15 protein-coding genes are annotated in these 16,565 nt (G+C 65.2%); 5 read left to right on the forward strand and 10 right to left on the reverse strand.

The genetic code is table 11. The features are described from left to right. The first annotated feature begins 86 nt into the window (after positions 1-86). The 4 genes from ACXZ1M_RS17165 (at position 87) to ACXZ1M_RS17180 (ending at position 5,203) form a co-directional block, all read left to right on the forward strand. A complete protein-coding gene (locus ACXZ1M_RS17165) occupies positions 87-2,114 on the forward strand; it encodes an esterase-like activity of phytase family protein (protein WP_459048869.1) in 2,028 nt (675 codons plus the stop codon). A gap of 88 nt (positions 2,115-2,202) precedes the next feature. After that, positions 2,203-2,910 carry a hypothetical protein gene (locus ACXZ1M_RS17170; RefSeq protein ID WP_459048870.1) on the forward strand — a complete coding sequence of 236 codons (708 nt, stop codon included), beginning with the start codon at positions 2,203-2,205 and terminating at the stop codon, positions 2,908-2,910. Between the two features lie 273 nt (positions 2,911-3,183). Beyond that, positions 3,184-4,224, forward strand: a complete 1,041-nt coding sequence (locus ACXZ1M_RS17175) for an FxDxF family PEP-CTERM protein (RefSeq protein WP_459048871.1) — start codon at positions 3,184-3,186, stop codon at positions 4,222-4,224. Positions 4,225-4,291: 67 nt separating this feature from the next. After that, positions 4,292-5,203: a phytanoyl-CoA dioxygenase family protein gene (locus ACXZ1M_RS17180; RefSeq protein WP_459048872.1), complete on the forward strand. Its 912-nt coding sequence runs from the start codon at positions 4,292-4,294 to the stop codon at positions 5,201-5,203. Here ACXZ1M_RS17180 and ACXZ1M_RS17185 read toward each other — a convergent pair. Continuing rightward, entirely contained in the window at positions 5,172-6,593 is a 1,422-nt protein-coding gene (locus tag ACXZ1M_RS17185) for a DHA2 family efflux MFS transporter permease subunit (RefSeq protein WP_459048873.1), read from the reverse strand. The two genes, ACXZ1M_RS17180 and ACXZ1M_RS17185, sit on opposite strands and share 32 nt — an antisense overlap. Before the next feature lie 95 nt (positions 6,594-6,688). Here ACXZ1M_RS17185 and ACXZ1M_RS17190 point away from each other — a divergent pair, with 95 nt between their 5' ends. Continuing rightward, a complete protein-coding gene (locus ACXZ1M_RS17190; RefSeq protein ID WP_459048874.1) occupies positions 6,689-8,398 on the forward strand; it encodes an alkaline phosphatase D family protein in 1,710 nt (569 codons plus the stop codon). Here ACXZ1M_RS17190 and bluB read toward each other — a convergent pair. The 9 genes from bluB to ACXZ1M_RS17235 are packed head-to-tail and all read right to left on the reverse strand — an operon-like array spanning position 8,395 to position 16,565. Further along, positions 8,395-9,060, reverse strand: coding sequence for a 5,6-dimethylbenzimidazole synthase (gene bluB / locus ACXZ1M_RS17195; protein WP_459048875.1), 666 nt, complete (start codon positions 9,058-9,060; stop codon positions 8,395-8,397). The two genes, ACXZ1M_RS17190 and bluB, sit on opposite strands and share 4 nt — an antisense overlap. Further along, complete coding sequence (locus tag ACXZ1M_RS17200; protein ID WP_459048876.1) at positions 9,057-10,523, reverse strand: cobyric acid synthase; 1,467 nt, start codon at positions 10,521-10,523, stop codon at positions 9,057-9,059. The genes bluB and ACXZ1M_RS17200 overlap by 4 nt, the downstream gene beginning before the upstream one ends. 1 nt (position 10,524) lies before the next feature. After that, positions 10,525-11,412: a cobalamin-binding protein gene (locus tag ACXZ1M_RS17205; protein WP_459048877.1), complete on the reverse strand. Its 888-nt coding sequence runs from the start codon at positions 11,410-11,412 to the stop codon at positions 10,525-10,527. Continuing rightward, a complete protein-coding gene (gene cobD / locus ACXZ1M_RS17210) occupies positions 11,409-12,389 on the reverse strand; it encodes a threonine-phosphate decarboxylase CobD (RefSeq protein ID WP_459048878.1) in 981 nt (326 codons plus the stop codon). The genes ACXZ1M_RS17205 and cobD overlap by 4 nt, the downstream gene beginning before the upstream one ends. Next, positions 12,382-13,359, reverse strand: a complete 978-nt coding sequence (locus ACXZ1M_RS17215; RefSeq protein WP_459048879.1) for a CobD/CbiB family cobalamin biosynthesis protein — start codon at positions 13,357-13,359, stop codon at positions 12,382-12,384. Before ACXZ1M_RS17215 ends, cobD begins: the two co-directional genes overlap by 8 nt. Next, the gene (gene cobU / locus ACXZ1M_RS17220; RefSeq protein ID WP_459048880.1) at positions 13,353-13,910 is read right to left on the reverse strand and encodes a bifunctional adenosylcobinamide kinase/adenosylcobinamide-phosphate guanylyltransferase; all 558 of its coding nucleotides are present in this window, start codon (positions 13,908-13,910) and stop codon (positions 13,353-13,355) included. The genes ACXZ1M_RS17215 and cobU overlap by 7 nt, the downstream gene beginning before the upstream one ends. Continuing rightward, on the reverse strand, positions 13,907-15,196 hold the full coding sequence (locus ACXZ1M_RS17225; protein ID WP_459048881.1) for a cobyrinate a,c-diamide synthase: 1,290 nt from the start codon (positions 15,194-15,196) through the stop codon (positions 13,907-13,909). The genes cobU and ACXZ1M_RS17225 overlap by 4 nt, the downstream gene beginning before the upstream one ends. Beyond that, the gene (gene cobO, locus ACXZ1M_RS17230) at positions 15,190-15,795 is read right to left on the reverse strand and encodes a cob(I)yrinic acid a,c-diamide adenosyltransferase (protein ID WP_459048882.1); all 606 of its coding nucleotides are present in this window, start codon (positions 15,793-15,795) and stop codon (positions 15,190-15,192) included. The genes ACXZ1M_RS17225 and cobO overlap by 7 nt, the downstream gene beginning before the upstream one ends. Further along, positions 15,795-16,565 (reverse strand): ABC transporter ATP-binding protein, encoded by a 771-nt coding sequence (locus tag ACXZ1M_RS17235; RefSeq protein ID WP_459048883.1) that lies wholly within the window; start codon positions 16,563-16,565, stop codon positions 15,795-15,797. The genes cobO and ACXZ1M_RS17235 overlap by 1 nt, the downstream gene beginning before the upstream one ends.

Genomic DNA, 16,565 nt, shown 5'->3' on the forward strand with positions numbered 1-16,565 from the left:
TGAACGGGCCTTTTTGCGTTCTGTCATCAACATGTAACGCCGCCTCGTTAAGCTTGTCCCTTTTCAAATATTAGGGACAAGTCAACATGAAAAAATTCTCCTTGGTGTCGCTCGCCGTATTTTCCGTCTTGGCCGGTTGCGGCGGTAGCGATAGCGCGCCCGAAGTGGTCAAGACGCCGATGAGCGGCGTCTTCCTGGACGGCGCGGTGGAAAACCTGGACTACGTGGCCGGTACCGCCGCCAAAGCCAGCACCAGCGCCAAGGGCGAATTCACCTGCTACGCCGGCGATACCGTCAGCTTCAGCATTGGCGGCATCGCGCTGGGCAGCGCCGCTTGCGCCGCCACCATCACGCCGCTGCAACTGGCCGGCGTCACCGACGTCAAGGATGCCAAAGTGGTTAACCGCCTGCTGGCCCTGCAACTGCTGGATGACGACAGCGATCCTTCGAACGGCATCAAGCTCAACGCCGATGTCAAAACCGCGCTGGCCACCAAAACCGCCGACTTCAACACCGCCGCCGACGTCTTCAACACCGCCCTCGGCGCCAACCTGACCGCCGCCGGCGCCAAGTACGCCGCCCGCAGCGTCGACGACAGCCGCCGCGCGCTGGTGCGCGAACACTTCGAAGACACGCTGGCTTCCAAGGTCGGCACACCGGTCAACGAAACCTTCAACCAGACCACGCCGCTGGGCGCAGTGTCTGTGACGGTAACCCGCTATCAGGTGCAGGCCGCCGCCAGCTATTACATCCCTTACGAAGGCGCGAATGCCAAAGTGAAGGAAGACTTCCCGCAAGGTTTCCTGCCATCCTACGGTTCCTCGATCGCCTTCAAGGGCACCAATGCCAATGGCGAGCTGGAGTTCTACGGCCTGACCGATCGCGGCCCGAACGGCGACGGTCCCAACCTGCCGGCGCTGACCGGCGCCGGTGTGATCGGCGCCAAGATTTTCCCGTCGCCGAGCTTCGCGCCGGCGTTCGGCGTGATCACCGTCGGCAAGTCCGGCGCGGTGCTGTCCTCGTCCACGCCGATCAAGGCGTCGGCCACGGTGAAGACCAGCGGCCTGGCCGTGCCTCCTGGCGCGGTGGGCAATTCGGCTGAAGTGCCGGTGATGGATGCGATGAAGTACGACGCCAACAGTAAAGCCACGTTTGACGCCAACGGCATCGATACTGAAGCCATCGTCGTCGATAAGAAGCGTAACGTGCTGTGGGTCTCGGACGAGTACGGTCCGTTCATCATGAAGATCGATCCCGCCACCGGCATCATTTTGAACAAGTACGCGCCGGGCACCGGCCTGCCGGACATCTTCCTGAAACGTCGCGCCAATCGCGGAATGGAAGGCCTGGCGCTGGATACCACCACCGACAAGCTGCACGGTTTCCTGCAAAGCCCGCTGACCGATGGCAGCGCGCCGTACTCTGTCACCGGCAAGAGCGAGCAGATCGAACGCTTTGCGCGCTTCACCCGCTGGACCGAGTTCGATCCAACCACCGGCAAGGCCGGCAAGATGTACGCGTACCCGCTGGACGGCGCCGATTACCAGGATGGCCGTACCGGCAATGCCAAGCTCGGCGATGTGGTCGCGCTGGGCAACGGTAAGTTCATCGTGATCGAGCAGGGCGCCGCGCCAAACGGCAAGGTATTCAACAAGCTGATGCTGATCGAGATCGGCACGGCCACCGATATTTCGGCAACCGCCTTCAACGCCACGACTTCCGACCTGGAAAAGAGCAGCATGGGCGGCGTGGCGGTCAACGGCGCCGACTGGAAAACGGTCACCACGCTGAAGAAAACCTTGCTGCTGGACCTGAACGCCATCGGCTGGCTGGCCGAGAAGGCGGAAGGCTTGACCATCGTTGACGCCAACACCCTGGCGCTGGCCAATGACAACGACTTCGGCATGAAGACCAAGGTGTACGACGCCAACGGCAAGGCGATCGAGGATGCCGATGTCACCAAGTGCAATATCGACGCCAACGGTGTGATCATCACCAGTACTGCGGCCGGCTGCAACGCCGCCAACAGCATCCGCGTGGCACGCGGCGCGGATTCGGAGCGTCCAAGCCGCTTGTGGCTGATCAAGTTCGGCAAAGCGTTGACCGCGTTCTGATGTGATGTAGCGTCATGGTGGTGTCATAAGCTTGTCATACGGTTATGGGATATTAATCGTTTGCTCATAACGACAAGGGGACACCACCATGCCGATCGCACTGCCGAAATCATCTTCCGCCATTCAATTCCTGCTGCTGGCAGCGTCCATGGGCGCTGCCAGTGCAGCGGATTTCACCATCACCGGCAACAGCAGCGCCGCGCAAACGCTGAACGCTAGCCAGACCGGCAATGTCACCGCCACCGGCAGCCTGAGCGTGAGCGGGGCCAGCGCCATCGCCGTGACCATCGGCGGCAGCAACACCACGCTGAACAATCTGGGCACGATCCAGCAAACCGGCGCCGGCCGCGTGATCCGCGACAATGTCGGCGCGAAGAAGCTGGTCATCAACAACGGCAGCGCAAGCAACAGCACCGCGCTGCTGCAGGCCGCCGATGCCGATGTGATCCAGATGAACAAAGCCGACGCCACCGTCGAGCTGAACAACTACGGTTCCCTGATTTCGCTGAACGCCAGCGCGGGCGGCGCCCAGGCGGTGGATTTCAACGCCGTGACCGGCGCCAACGTCGTCAACAATTTCAGCACCGGCCTGCTGAAAGCCACCGATGCCGATGCGGTGCGTCCCGGCCTCAATGGCGTGGTGAACAACAGCGGCAAGATCCGCTCGAATATCGTCGACAAGATCAATGGCAGCGGCAGCGACGGCGTCGATGCGCAAAAGAATACCGGCGTACAGATTTTCAACCTGGCCGGCGGCTGGATCGAAGGCGGCCGCCACGGCATCACCGGCGAGTAGGCCGATGCGGCGACCAACTTCAAGATCAGCGTAACCAATAGCGCCGGCGGCGAGATTCGCGGCCTGAACGGTTCCGGCATCAATCTGGACGGCGTCAACGCCAAGCAGACCGCCACCATCATCAATCACGGTCTAATCAGTGGCTTTGGCGGCACCGGCGACGGCGACGGCATCGATGCGGACGGCATCGCCAATATTACCAATACCGGCTTCATCCGTTCGCTGAATGCGGTCGGCACTGCCAGTAGCCTGGCTTTCAGCGAAGGCATCAGCGTGGGCGGCGGCTCCATCACCAACTCCGGCACGATTGAAGGCCTGGTCAGCGCGGGCAATACCACCGCCGTCGGACGTGGCATCACGCTGGCCGGCATCGACATCGAAAGCGGCCCGCTGGCCGGCACCCGTCAAGGCTTGTACGCCGACGCCACCATCACCAACCAGAGCGGCGGCTTGATCTACGGCCAGAGCGATTCGGCCATCGTTACCGTGGGCGCGGCCAGCGGCCATGTGGTGACCATCTACAACAACGCCGGCGCCAGCATCATCGGCGGCGGCAGCGTCAACGCCGCCATCAAGACGGTTGTCGACAATACGGTGATCGTGACCGGCGGCACCATCAATGGTTCCAGCAGCGGCAAGGCGATCGAACTGGGCAGCGGCGTCAACAGCGTGACCGTCACCGGCGGCACGATCAGCGGCAGCATCAACGGCGGCAGCGGCAGTCAGAATACCCTGGTGTTTGCGCCCGGCGCAGGCAACGGCTTCAGCTACGCCGGCGCGATCTCCAACTTCAGCAAGGTGGAAGTGCAGAGCGGCGACGTGCGCTTTTCCGGAGTGAGCAGCTACGGCGGCGCCACCCAACTGAGCGGCGGCATGCTGACGCTGGACGGCGCGCAACGCCTGTCCGCCGACAGTGCGCTGATCCTCAACGGCGGCACCCTGCGCCTGACCAACGCCGGTGCCGATGGCCAGACCTTCGCCAGCCTGACGCTGAGCGGCGATTCGTCGGTGCTACTGGGCGGCTCGGCGCTGACCTTTGGCGCCCTCGGCGCCGTGACTGACGGTAAAACGCTGACCTTCACTGAAGCCGGGGCCGGCGCCTACGCCTTCCGCCTGCTCGGCGACTATTCGGCCGACGCCGGCTTCCTGGTGTTGTTGGGCGCAACCCACATCAACGGCCAGGGCGCGAGCTACGCTTTCGACGGCACCTACACCAAGGTGTTGGCCGCCGTGCCGGAGCCGTCGACCTACGCCATGCTGTTTGCCGGCTTGGCGCTGGTCGGCGCAATCGCACGCCGTCGCACCAAGGTTTAGGCTACATCAAAGCGGACCGACTCCCGGATTGTTACCTTCTCAGAGGTGACTCTGGGAGGAAAGCCCGATGGAATATGCGCAGCTGAAACCCGGCCGCAGTTTTGCCCCGCTCCACAGCCTGTTGTATTACAGCCAGCGCCTGGTGACGCGCCCGTCGCTGCGGCGGCTCGTGGTGCGCGCGCTGAGCGCGGCGTTGCGGCTGCGCCAGGGCTCGGGCCGGGAGCTGACTGCGGCCACCCCCGCCGAAGAAGCAGCTTTGCTCGATTTACGCCTCAGCGGCTATGCGCCGCTCGGCAACTTGCTGAACAGTGCGCAATGCGACGACATCCGCGACTGGCTCAGCGATAAATTGCTGATCGACCGCGATCAGGACCGGCCCGGCTTTACGCTGGCGCAGCGCAAGGACGCGGTGCGCGTGGCCGATTATCATCTGCGCGACGTGATTTCCTGTCCGCACATTCTGGCGCTGGCCAACAGTCCGGAATTGCTGGGTTTGGCGGCGCGCTACATGGATTGCAAGCCGACCATCTCCGCGTTGGGCCTGCGCTGGTCGTTTCCGGTGGCGGGGGACAGCAGCGCCTTGCAGGCCTTCCACCGCGATTCCGAAGACTGGCGCTACCTGAAGGTGCTGGTCTACCTGACCGACGTGGATGATGGCGCCGGGCCGCATGTGTATCTGCACGGCAGCCATCTGACGCGGGCGCCGGTGCGTCTGCGCTTCTATAGCGACAGCGAAATCACCGGTGCGCACAGCGCCGACATGCTGCTGACCGCCATCGGCACGCGCGGCTTCTGCTTTGCGGTCGATACGGCCGGTATTCACAAGGGCACCGCGCCGTCCCTGTATCCGCGCCTGATGTTGCAGATCCAGTATTCGCTGCTGCCCAGCTATGCCTATCGCTACACGCCGGAGCGCTACGACGGGCCGCTGGAGCTCGATCCCTACGTCAATCGGCTACTGATTCGTCCGGACGTTTAGCCTGGCTGATGGTTTCGCCGTCGGTCTTGCGCAGGGTGCGGAAGGTGAACGCCGATAGCACGGTGAGGACCGCCAGCGTGATGAAGGCGTAGTGCAGCGCGGAGGTCAGCGCCACGCGGTTCGACTGCGGCAGGTCGCCGAGGAACCAGCCGGTCACTAGCGAGCCGGCGGCCAGGCCGAAACTCATCGACAACTGCTGCATCGAGCTGGCCATGGTGCTGGCCATGCTGGAATTGCTGCTGTCCACGTCCGCGTAGGCGATGCTGTTCATGCTGGAGAACTGCAGCGAATTGAAAAAGCCCAGGCACAGGCTGATCGCCACGATCACGTACAGCGGCGTGCCTTCCCTTACGAATGCGAACATGCTGATGGTGGCGCCGATCAGCAGCGTGTTCACGGTCAGCACCTGGCGATAGCCGAAGCGCGCCAGCACCCGCGACGAAATCACTTTCATGCCCATGGCCGCAGCGGCGGACGGCATCATCAGCAGGCCCGATTGCCAGGCAGGCAGGCCGAGGCCCAGCTGGTACAGCAGCGGCAGCAGGAAGGGCAGACCGCCGACGCCGATGCGCGTGACGAAGCCGCCCAGCACCGAGACGCGAAAGGTGCGGATCTTGAACAGCGACAGCCGCAGCAGCGGGAAACGCGCATCCTTGGCGTGCCACACATACGCCGTCAGCAGCGCGATCGAAATAAACAGCAGCACCGAGGCCGAGGTCACGTCGAGCTTGTGTTCACCGAATACCTCCAGCAGCCATGAGAGCAGCGCCACGCCGGTACCGAACAGCACAAAGCCGATCAGGTCCAGCGGCCGGGGCGCGTCGCCGTGGTAGTCCGGCATGTAGCGGTGGGCGAGGAAGATGGCCGCCAGTCCCACCGGCACGTTGATGAAGAAGATGTCGCGCCAGGTCAGCCAGTGCACGATCAGGCCGCCCACGGTGGGGCCGAGCAAAGGGCCGATCAGCGCCGGGATGATGACGAAGTTCATGGCCGCCAGCAGTTCGTGCTTGGGGAAGGTGCGGATGATGGCGATGCGCCCGACCGGCATCATCATCGCCGCGCCGAATCCCTGCAGCAGCCGCGCCGCCACCAGCATCGGCGAATTGATCGCCAGCCCACACAGCACCGAGGCGATGGTAAAGATGGCGATGGCCGTCATGAACACGCGGCGCGTGCCGAAGCGGTCCGCCATCCAGCCGCTGATCGGAATCGAGACGGCGAGGCTGAGGATGTAGCTGGTGACCACCGCCTTCAGGCTCAGTGGCGTGACTTGCAGGCTGGCCGCCATCGCGGGGATGGCGGTGTTGACCACGGTGGAATCCAGCTGTTCCATGAACAGGGTGGTGGCGACTACCCAGGGCAGGTAGCGTTTGGCGGCGTCGGCATTCATAGAGAGATTGTCACACAAAACAAACCGAACGGTCATAGGCGTGTCACTTACCGGGCGTAAGGTCCGGTCATCGCCATGCCAGGAGGGAGAACATCATGGAAGGACGCCGCACTTTTATTCGCCACATGGCCGCGTCGACCGCGCTGCTGGGCGTGGCCGGTTGCACCAGTACCGCTGGCGGCATGGGCGACAGCACAGTTGCGACGACGGCAGGTTTCCGCCACGGCGTGGCCAGCGGTGATCCGCTCGCCGACCGCGTGATCCTGTGGACGCGGGTGACGCCGCCGCAGGGCAGCGGCGACGCCGGCGACATCATGGTGCGCTGGCAGTTGGCGACCGATCCGGCCATGCGGCAGGTGATCGCGCACGGCAGCGTGGCCACTTCGGCGCGGCAGGACTACACCGTCAAGGTCGATCCCGCCGGGCTGCTGCCGGGGCATGTCTACTATTACCAGTTTGCGGTGGACGGCGAGAAGTCGGTGGTCGGTCGCACCAAGACGCTGGCGCGTGGCGATGCCAGGCAAGTGCGGCTGGCGGTGTTCTCCTGCTCGAATTATCCGGCCGGGTACTTCAACGTCTACGCCGACGCCGCGCGCCAGGATGGCATCGACGCCGCGCTGCATATCGGCGACTACCTCTACGAATACGAAAGTACCGGCTACGCCAGCGGCAACGCGGAGGCTTTGGGCCGCGTGTCGGAACCGCGCGGCGTGCTGCTGCACCTCGAGGACTATCGCCGCCGCTACGCGCAGTACCGCTCCGATCCCGATCTGCAGGCCGTGCATGCGGCCATGCCCTTCATCGCCGTGTGGGACGACCACGAAATCGCCGACGACACCTGGCGCGACGGCTCCGTCGATCACAAGCCGGGCAGGGATGGTCCATTCGAGCTGCGCAAGCTGGCGGCGTTGGCCGCCTATCACGAGTGGATGCCGATCCGCGTGCCGGATATGGCGTCGCCGGACAAGATCTATCGCTCCTTCGATTTCGGCGGCATCGTCTCGCTGCATATGCTGGATACGCGCCTGATCGGCCGCGACCAGCAGTTGATGCTGTCCTCTTATTACGACGAACACCGGCACTTCGACGCGGAGAAGTACAAACAGGATGTGTGCTCGTCGCGCCGGCAGATGCTGGGCCGCGAGCAGATGGCGTGGCTGGAGGGGCAGGTGAGCCGCTCGACCGCGCGTTGGCAGATGCTGGGCCAGCAGGTGCTGATGGCGCGCATGGAGTTTCCCACCGCCGTGGTGATGGGCGAATGCAGCAGTACCGCTTATTCCGCGCTGAAGAAGCGCGCCGCCGCCGATCCGTCGTGCGTTACGCCGAAGGAGCAGGGCTGGCTGTCGGCGCAGACCTTGCCGTGCTACCTGGATTCGTGGGACGGCTATCAGGCCGACCGCGAGCAGGTGTTCGAGATGATGCAGAAGCACCGCAAGAACCTGGTGGTGCTGGCTGGTGATACGCACAACGCCTGGGCCAGCGATCTGCGCGATGCGCAGGGCCGGCAGGCCGGCGTGGAGTTTGCGACGGCGTCGGTGTCGTCGCCCGGCATGGAAGGGAAGTATCCAGACCGTGATCCGGAGGACGTGGCGGGCATGATGGTGGACCTGATCGAGCCGCTGTACTACGCGCAGACCAGCAAGCGTGGATACATGATCGTCACCGCCAGCCATGAGCAGGTGCGTTGCGACTGGCGCTTTGTCGATACGGTGTTCAAGCACGAGTTCACGGCGGCCACGGAGCGCAGCCTGCGTGTGCTGCCGGGGCCGGGCAATCGGCGCATCGAGGAATGCCAGGGCAGTTAGCCTGCCTTGGCCTGGGGCGGCTGGTCCCAGCGGTTTTCGAACAGGATTTCGTCGAGCGGGCGGCGCTGGTCCCACTTTTCCAGTTCCAGCATGGGCGCGGTATAGAACTCGTGGACCTGGCCCACGCATAGCACGGCGATAGGCTGGCTGCCTTCCGGCATGCCGACGATGTCGCGCAGGCACTGCGGATCGAACATCGATACCCAGCCTGCGCCTATGCCTTCGGCGCGCGCGGCCAGCCAGAAGTTCTGCAGCGCGCAGGCGGCGGAGGCCAAGTCCATCTCCGGCATGGTGCGGCGGCCGAAGACGTATTGGTCGCGCTTGTCGGTCAGGCCTACCACCAGCACTTCCGCGCATTGCAGTATGCCTTCCACCTTGAGCTTCATGAACTCTTCCGCGCGCTGGCCCAGCGCTTCGGCGGTCTTGATGCGTTCTTCATTCACGTGCTGGTGGATGCTGGCGCGCAGTGAGACGTCGGTGATGCGGACGAAGCGCCACGGCTGCATGTAGCCGACGCTCGGACCGTTGTGGGCGGCGCCGAGGAAGCGTTCCAGCTGGCCCGGTTCGAGCGGGCCGCGCTTGAAGTGGCGCACGTCGCGGCGTTCGCGGATGGCGCGGTAGACGCCGGCGATTTCGGCGTCCGTGTAGGCGTGCTGGTTCATGCTGATGCTTGCTGCGGTTTGAGTGCGATCAGCGCGTCCAGCAGCGGCTGGGTGGCGTCGGCGATGCGATCCAGGCTGGCTTCGCGCAGGGCGGAGGTGTCCACCGTGTTGTCCGAGTTCAGGTCGGCCCAGCGCAGCAGGGCGCTGATGGCTTGCGGCGTATCGAACAGGCCATGCAGGTAGGTGCCGAGGATCTGGCCGTCCGCCGACATGGCGCCTTCGGGACGGCCGTCGATGATGAAGGCTGGGTTGGCGAGCGCGCCGCCGGTGGATACGCCCATATGGATTTCGTAGCCGATCACCGGCGCCTGGTCCGGATCGAAGGCACATACGCCCTGCACCTGCATCAGGCGTTTGTCCGGGCTCATTTCGGTGCACATGTCGAGCAGGCCGAGGGCTGGCGATGCGCCGGCCTTGCCTTCCATGCCCAGCGGGTCGGTCACGCTTTGTCCCAGCATCTGGAAGCCGCCGCATACGCCAATCACCTTGCCGCCGTAGCGCAGGTGGCGCGCGATCTGTTCCGGCCAGCCTTGGGCGCGCAGCCATTCCAGGTCGCCGCGCGTGTTCTTGCTGCCGGGGAGGATGATCAGGTCGGCCGCAGGTATCGGTTCGCCCTGGCGCACGAAGTGCAGGTCGACGTCGGGATGCGCGCGCAGCGCATCGAAGTCGGTGTGGTTGCTCATGCGCGGCAGACTGGGAACCACCACGCGGAAGGCGCCGCGCGAGGCTTGCACCGGTTGTACCGCATCCTCGGCGTCGAGGAACAGGCCGTGCAGGTAGGGTAGCACCGCCAGCACCGGCTTGCCGGTTTGCTGCTCCAGCCATTCCAGGCCCGGCTCCAGCAGCTTGATGTCGCCCCGAAAGCGGTTGATGACGAAGCCGATGGTGCGCGCGCGTTCGCTCTCCGACAGGCATGACAGCGTGCCGACGATGTGGGCGAACACGCCGCCACGGTCGATGTCAGCCACCAGCACCACCGGGCAATCGACTTTTTCGGCGAAGCCCATGTTGGCGATGTCGCGGTCGCGCAGGTTGATTTCGGCAGGGCTGCCGGCGCCTTCCACCACCACGCATTCGTATTGGTTCAGCAGTCGTTCGTGCGATTCCAGCACCGCCTGCATGGCGATGGTCTTGTACTGGTGGTAGTCGCGCGCGTTCATTTCGGCGCGCACCTTGCCGTGGATGATGACTTGCGCGCCGATGTCGCTCGATGGCTTGAGCAGGACCGGGTTCATGTCGGTGTGCGGCGGCACGCCGGCGGCGATGGCTTGCAGCGCCTGGGCGCGGCCGATCTCGCCGCCGTCCGCCGTGACGGCGCTGTTGAGCGCCATGTTCTGCGGCTTGAACGGGACCACGCGCACGCCCTGCCGCTTGAGGAGGCGGCACAGGGCGGCAACGATGGTGCTCTTGCCTGCGTCCGAAGTGGTGCCTTGCACCATGAGGGTAGTGTAGGGGAATGACATATCAGTTCTTGCGGTGCTGGCGGGCTTCTTCGATTTTTTCGCACAGGGCCTTGGTGCCGACCACCATGCGCGGGCCGGCGCGGTTGAGCAGGTCGCCCTGCAGGCGGAACAGGTTCTCGTTCTTCACCGCCAGCAGCGTGGCGTAAGGCTTCCACAGGTCGACGCTGCCGTAGTCTTTTTCGCTGGTGCCGAAGATGGCTTCGGGATTCGCCTGCAGCACCGCTTCCATGCTGATGATCGGCGCGGTGACTTTCTGGTCGGCGAAGATGTTGACGCCGCCGCACAGGCGGATGGCGTCGCTGACAATGGATTTGCCGTTCAGGGTGTAGAGCGGCTTGTCCCACACCTGGTAGAACAGGCGCACCGGTGGGCGGGCGGAATACTGTTTCGCCATGCTGGCGAATTGCTGGCGGATGTCGGCGGCGGCGGCGTTGGCGACGGTGTCGGTGCCCATCAACTGGCCCAGGCGTTCGACGTTTTCGGCGATGCCTTCAAGCTTGGTCGGTTCGCTGTGGTAGAGCGGGATGCCAAGCTTGCGCAGGGCTTCGATCTGGCGTTCGAAGCCGCCGTGCAGCCAGATCACGATCAGGTCGGGCTTCATGGCGGCCACACGTTCCAGGTCGATCAGGCGGTTGTCGCCGACACGCGGGATTTTCTTTGCGGCTTCCGGGTAGTCGCTGTAGGTGACCGCGCCGACGATCTTGTCGCCCGCGCCGGCCGTGAACAGCAGCTCAGTGACATGCGGAGCCATGGCGATGACGCGCTGGGCAGGCTTTTGCAGCGTGACGACATTGCCGTCGTCGTCGCGCACGGTGATGGGGGCGGCGCCGGCTGCGGTGACGGAGGTGACTGAAGCCAGCAATGCTGCGGCGATGATGGTATTTTTCATTTGTTGGTCCATTCCGTGAGTGCTGTGTGCAGGCGCTGCCAGCTTGCTTCGTCCGGCGGCAGGCCAAGGCGGATGCCGCGTGCGGCTTGCGTAAAGAGTCGTACCCAGATGCCGCGTTCCGCCATGTGCTGCCAGAATTGTTCCGCCTGCGGCTCGGCCCACCACTGGAACAGCGGCGTGCCGCTGGAGTTGATGCCGTGCGCGGCAAGCAGGGCGTGCAGGCGTTCGCCGCTTGCTTGCAATTGCGTGCGGGTGCTGGCCTGCCACGCCTGGTCGTTCAGCGCGGACAGGGCGATCTGCTGCGCCGGGCCGCTGATGGTCCAAGGTCCGAGCTGGTCGGCCAGTTCGCGCAGCAGGTCCGCGTGCGCGGCGACAAAGCCGAGCCGGATGCCGGCCAGGCCGAAGAACTTGCCGACCGAGCGCAGAACGATCAGGCCGGGATGCGCCGTGTGCGCCGCCACGCTGTTGTGCTGTTCGGTGTCGCCGAAGGCTTCGTCCACCACCAGCCAGCCGCCGCGCGCGGCCAACTGAGCCGCCCATTGCAGCAACTGCGCCGCCGGCACTACCGCGCCGGTGGGATTGTTAGGATTGACCACCACCACCACGTCGTTGTGTTCGACGGCGTGGTCCAGCTGGTCGTATGGCGTGAGCGTCAAGGTGTGGCCGTGGCCGGCCCAGTGGTGTGCGTGTTCCGCATACGAGGGCGCGCTTACCGCCACGCGTGACGGCTTGCGCAAGCGAGGCAAGGCTTGTATGGCGGCCTGCGTGCCGGCCACCGGCAGCATGTGGGGCGCGTCGTAGAAAGCTTCGGCCGCCGCCAGCAACGCGGGATCGGGTTCCGGCAGACGGTGCCACGCGTTGCCGTCCAGCGCGGGCGCTGGATACCAGCGCGGGTTGATGCCGGTCGAAAGGTCGATCCAGTCGTCGCGGCCGAAGCGCTTTGCGGCGTCGCGCAGATTACCGCCGTGTTCAAGCATGTGCTATCTCCATGAATGCCGCGACGGTGCAGGCGACCGCGATCCAGAGCGCGGTGGTGCGCATCACCAGCCGCCACGCGCGGTTGATATCCGCACCGGTGGCCGGCCGGCCCGCACCCAGCGTCGGGCGTTGTTCAAGTTCGCCGTGGTAGATGGCGGCGCCGCCCAGCTGCACGCCGAGCGCGCCGGCGCCGCTGGACATCACGGGGCCGGCGTTCGGGCTGTCCCATGCCGGCGCTTGCGCGCGCCAGCATTGCCACGCGCGGCGCTTGCCTTCAAGGCCGGGCGCCAGCAGGACGTAGGACAGCGCGGTCAGGCGGGCCGGCAGGTAGTTCAGGGCATCGTCGATGCGCGCAGCCGCGCAGCCGAATTGCAGCAGGCGCGGGGTGCGGTAGCCCCACATCGCATCCAGCGTGTTCGCCATGCGGAACAACACCGCGCCGGGACCGCCGGCGATCATGAACCAGAATAGTGTGCCGAAGACGGCGTCGTTGCCGTTTTCCAGCAGCGATTCTGCGCTGGCCTTGGTCAGTTCTATTTCGCTGGCGCTGGTGGTATCGCGGCTGACGATGCGGGAGGTCAGCAGGCGGGCATTCGGCAAATCGTTTTGCGCCAGCGCGTCGGCGATGGGCAGGTTGTGGTCGCGCAGGCTGCGCAGGCCGAGGCAGAAGTACAGCATGAGCGCATGCAGTGCCGCCGTCGTTGCTGCCGCTGCTGCGGGGATCAGCAGCGTCATGGCCCAGATCAGCAGCGCGGCAATGGCGGTCAGCGGCAGCACGGCCAGCACCCACGCCAGCACGCCGCGCGCGAAACGCAGACTGCCTTGGTTGAAGCGGCGCTCCAGCGCAATCGCCAGATTGCCAAAGCCGACCAGCGGATGCCAGCGGCGCACCTCGCCCCACCACAGGTCCAGCAGCACGCCGGCCGCCATCAGCAGGGCGATGGCGGGGAAGCTTAGACCACTTAGCACGGCGCGCCTTTTAACACCAGCGGCAGGCCGGCGGCGACAAACACCGCGCGGTCGCAGATGGCGGCGACCGACTGGTTCAGGCGTCCCTGTTCATCCATGAAGCAGCGCGAGACGGCGCCCATCGGCATGATGCCCAGGCCGACTTCGTTCGACACCAGCACCACGTCGCTGGTGCATTTGGTCAATGCGCTGGCCAGCATGTCCTGCTGCTCATGGAACAGCGCCGGCAACACGATCTCGCCGACGTCCGGATATTCCTGGCCACCGCTGAACAGCAGGTTGCTGAGCCAGAGCGTCAGGCAGTCGACCATGATCAGGCGTTCCGGCGAGGACCAGCGCAGCAGCTGGTTGCCCAGTGCCAGCGGCTCTTCGACCGTAATCCATTCATGGGGACGGCCGGCGCGGTGATGCGCGATGCGCGCCGCCATTTCCTCGTCGCCCGGCGTGGCGGTGGCGATGTAGACCACTTCCTTGCCCGAGTCGGCGGCCAGGCGTTCGGCGTAGGCGCTTTTGCCGGAACGCGCTCCGCCCAGCACCAGTGTTCGTGTCATGTCGCACTCCTCAAGAACAGGGCGGCGCTTGCCGCCGGATTGGATGCAAAGTAGGCGTGGAAATACGACGCCGATAACGACCCCGCGCGATACCAGGCCTCGCCCTGTATAGCGGAGGGATGCTTGATGGTGTACGCGGCAGGTTCCAGCGTGGTCGCCAGTTTGGAGTAGTGGAAGGTGTGGCCGCGCAGGACGCCCTGCGCCGTCGGCAGACCCTGCGAACCGAGACCGGCCAGGCGCGCCTGCATGGAGACGGCCCCCGGCAGCAGCCCGGCCATCTGCCACACCGCACCAGCTTTGTCGGCCAGGGTATCGGCCAGCGCCATCATGCCGCCGCATTCGGCCACGATGGGCGTGCCTCCGGCGTGGGCGGCGCGGATCGAGGCGTTCCAGTTGGCGGCTTGCGACAGCGCTTCTGCGTGCAGCTCGGGATAACCGCCGGGCAGGTACACCGCGTCGGCGTCGGTCGGCACGGCTTCATCGGCCAGCGGCGAGAAGAACTTCAGCGTCGCGCCGAGTGCGCGCAGCGTATCCAGGTTGGCCGGGTAGAGGAACATGAAGGCCGGGTCGCGCGCGATGGCGATGGTTTTCCCGGCCAGCAGCGCTTCCTGCGCAGGGGCGGCCGGCGGTGTCTCGATGTGCACGTCGCGCAGATGATCCCAGGCTTCCTGGTCGAACGCCAGCTGGTCGGCCAATTGGTCCAGCAGCGCATCGATATCCTGCACTTCATCCGGCAGCACTAGCCCGAGATGACGTTCCGGCAGTGACCTGGCCTGGCGCGGCAAGGTCGCGAACAGCGGAATGTCGCGCAGCGAGGAGGCCACCATCTTCGCATGGCCTTCGCTGGCGACCCGGTTGGCGATCACGCCGGCCATCTCCACCGGGCCGTAGTCGCGCAGGCCGTGCACCAGCGCGCCGGCGGTTTGCGCCATGGCGGAGGCGTCGATCACCGCCATCACCGGCACGCCGAATTCGCGCGCCAGGTCGGCCGAGGAGGGCGTACCGTCGTACAGTCCCATCACGCCTTCGATCAGGATCACATCCGCTTCGGCCGCCGCCTGCGCCAGCTGTTGGCTGCACAGCTCTTTGCCGACCATCCACAGATCGAGCGAGCGCACCGACGCACCGCTGGCGCGTTCCAGCAGCATCGGGTCGATGAAGTCAGGACCGCACTTGAACACGCGAACGCGCTTGCCCAGGCGGACCAGCTTGCGCGCCAGCGCGGCGGTGACGGTGGTCTTGCCCTGTCCGGAGGAGACGGCGGCAACCAGCAGCGCCTTTACCATTCGGTCCCCGCTTGCGCGCCGATGCCGGCCTTGAAGGCGTGCTTGACCACTTCCATCTCCGTCACGGTGTCGGCGATCTCGATCAGCTCAGGCGGGGCGCCACGGCCGGTGATCACCACGTGCTGCATGGGCGGACGCGCCAGCAGGTCGTTGATGACGGTTTCCACGTCCAGATATTTGTATTTCAGGGCGATGTTCAGCTCATCGAACACCACCAGCCCGATTTCCGGATCGGCTAAAAACAGCTTGGCCTGTTCCCACGCCAGCTGCGCCTTGGCGATATCGCGCTCGCGGTTCTGGGTCTCCCAGGTGTAGCCCTCGCCCATGGCGTGGAAGCTGATCTCTTCCGGGAAGCGGCGCAGGAAGCGTTCCTCGCCGGTTTGCATCGCGCCCTTGATGAACTGCACCACGCCCACCTTCATGCCGTGCCCCATGGCGCGGATCGCCATGCCGAAACCGCTGGAGCTCTTGCCCTTGCCGTTGCCGGTGTTGACGATGATGATGCCGATCTGCTTGTCGGCAGCGGCGATCTTGGCGTCGATGATGGCCTTCTTGCGCTCCATGCGCACGCGGTGACGTTCGTTGATATCGTCGCTCATTAGGTTTCCTGGTTGGGGATAAAGATGCTGCGCTTGCCGTGCTGGATGACTTCAATCGGGTGGCCGAGATAATCGCTGAGGATATCGGCCTGCATCACGTCGGCCGTGGCGCCGGCCAGCCAGCGGCCGTCGCCCTTCAGCAGCAGCGCATGGGTGGAGACGCTGTGCGCCAGCGTCAGGTCGTGGCCGATCATGACGGCGGTCTTGCCCTGCTCGCGGCATAGCCGCGCCAGGATGCTCATCACGCTGACCTGGTGCGCCAGGTCCAGGGCGTTGGCCGGCTCGTCGAGCAGCAGCAACGGGGTGTCCTGTGCCAGCATGGCGGCAATGGCCACGCGCTGGCGCTCGCCGCCGGACAAGGTGCGCACGTCGCGCGCGGACAGGTCGGCCACTTCCATCGCTTCCAGCGATTTGACGGCGATCGCGTGGTCGTCGCTGTCTTCCCAGTAGCGGTTGTCGTGATAGGGATGGCGTGCCGACAGCACGGTTTCGATCACGCTGTAGGCGAAGGCGTCGCTGCGGCTTTGCGCCAGGAAGGCGCGCTGGCGTGCCAGTTCGGCCAGCGGCCATTCGGGCAGCGCGCGGCCGTTCAGCGTCACGTGCCCGGCTTCCGGCTCGCGCAGTCCGGCCAGTGCGCGCATCAGCGTGCTCTTGCCGGCGCCGTTGCGGCCGATGATGCTCCAGCATTCGCCGGCGTTCACTTGCCAGTCGAGGTCCGACACCAGCTGGCGCTGGCCGACGCTCAGATACAGTTTGTGTGTGCCGATCAT

It is taken from the genome of Duganella paludis (assembly GCF_054461335.1).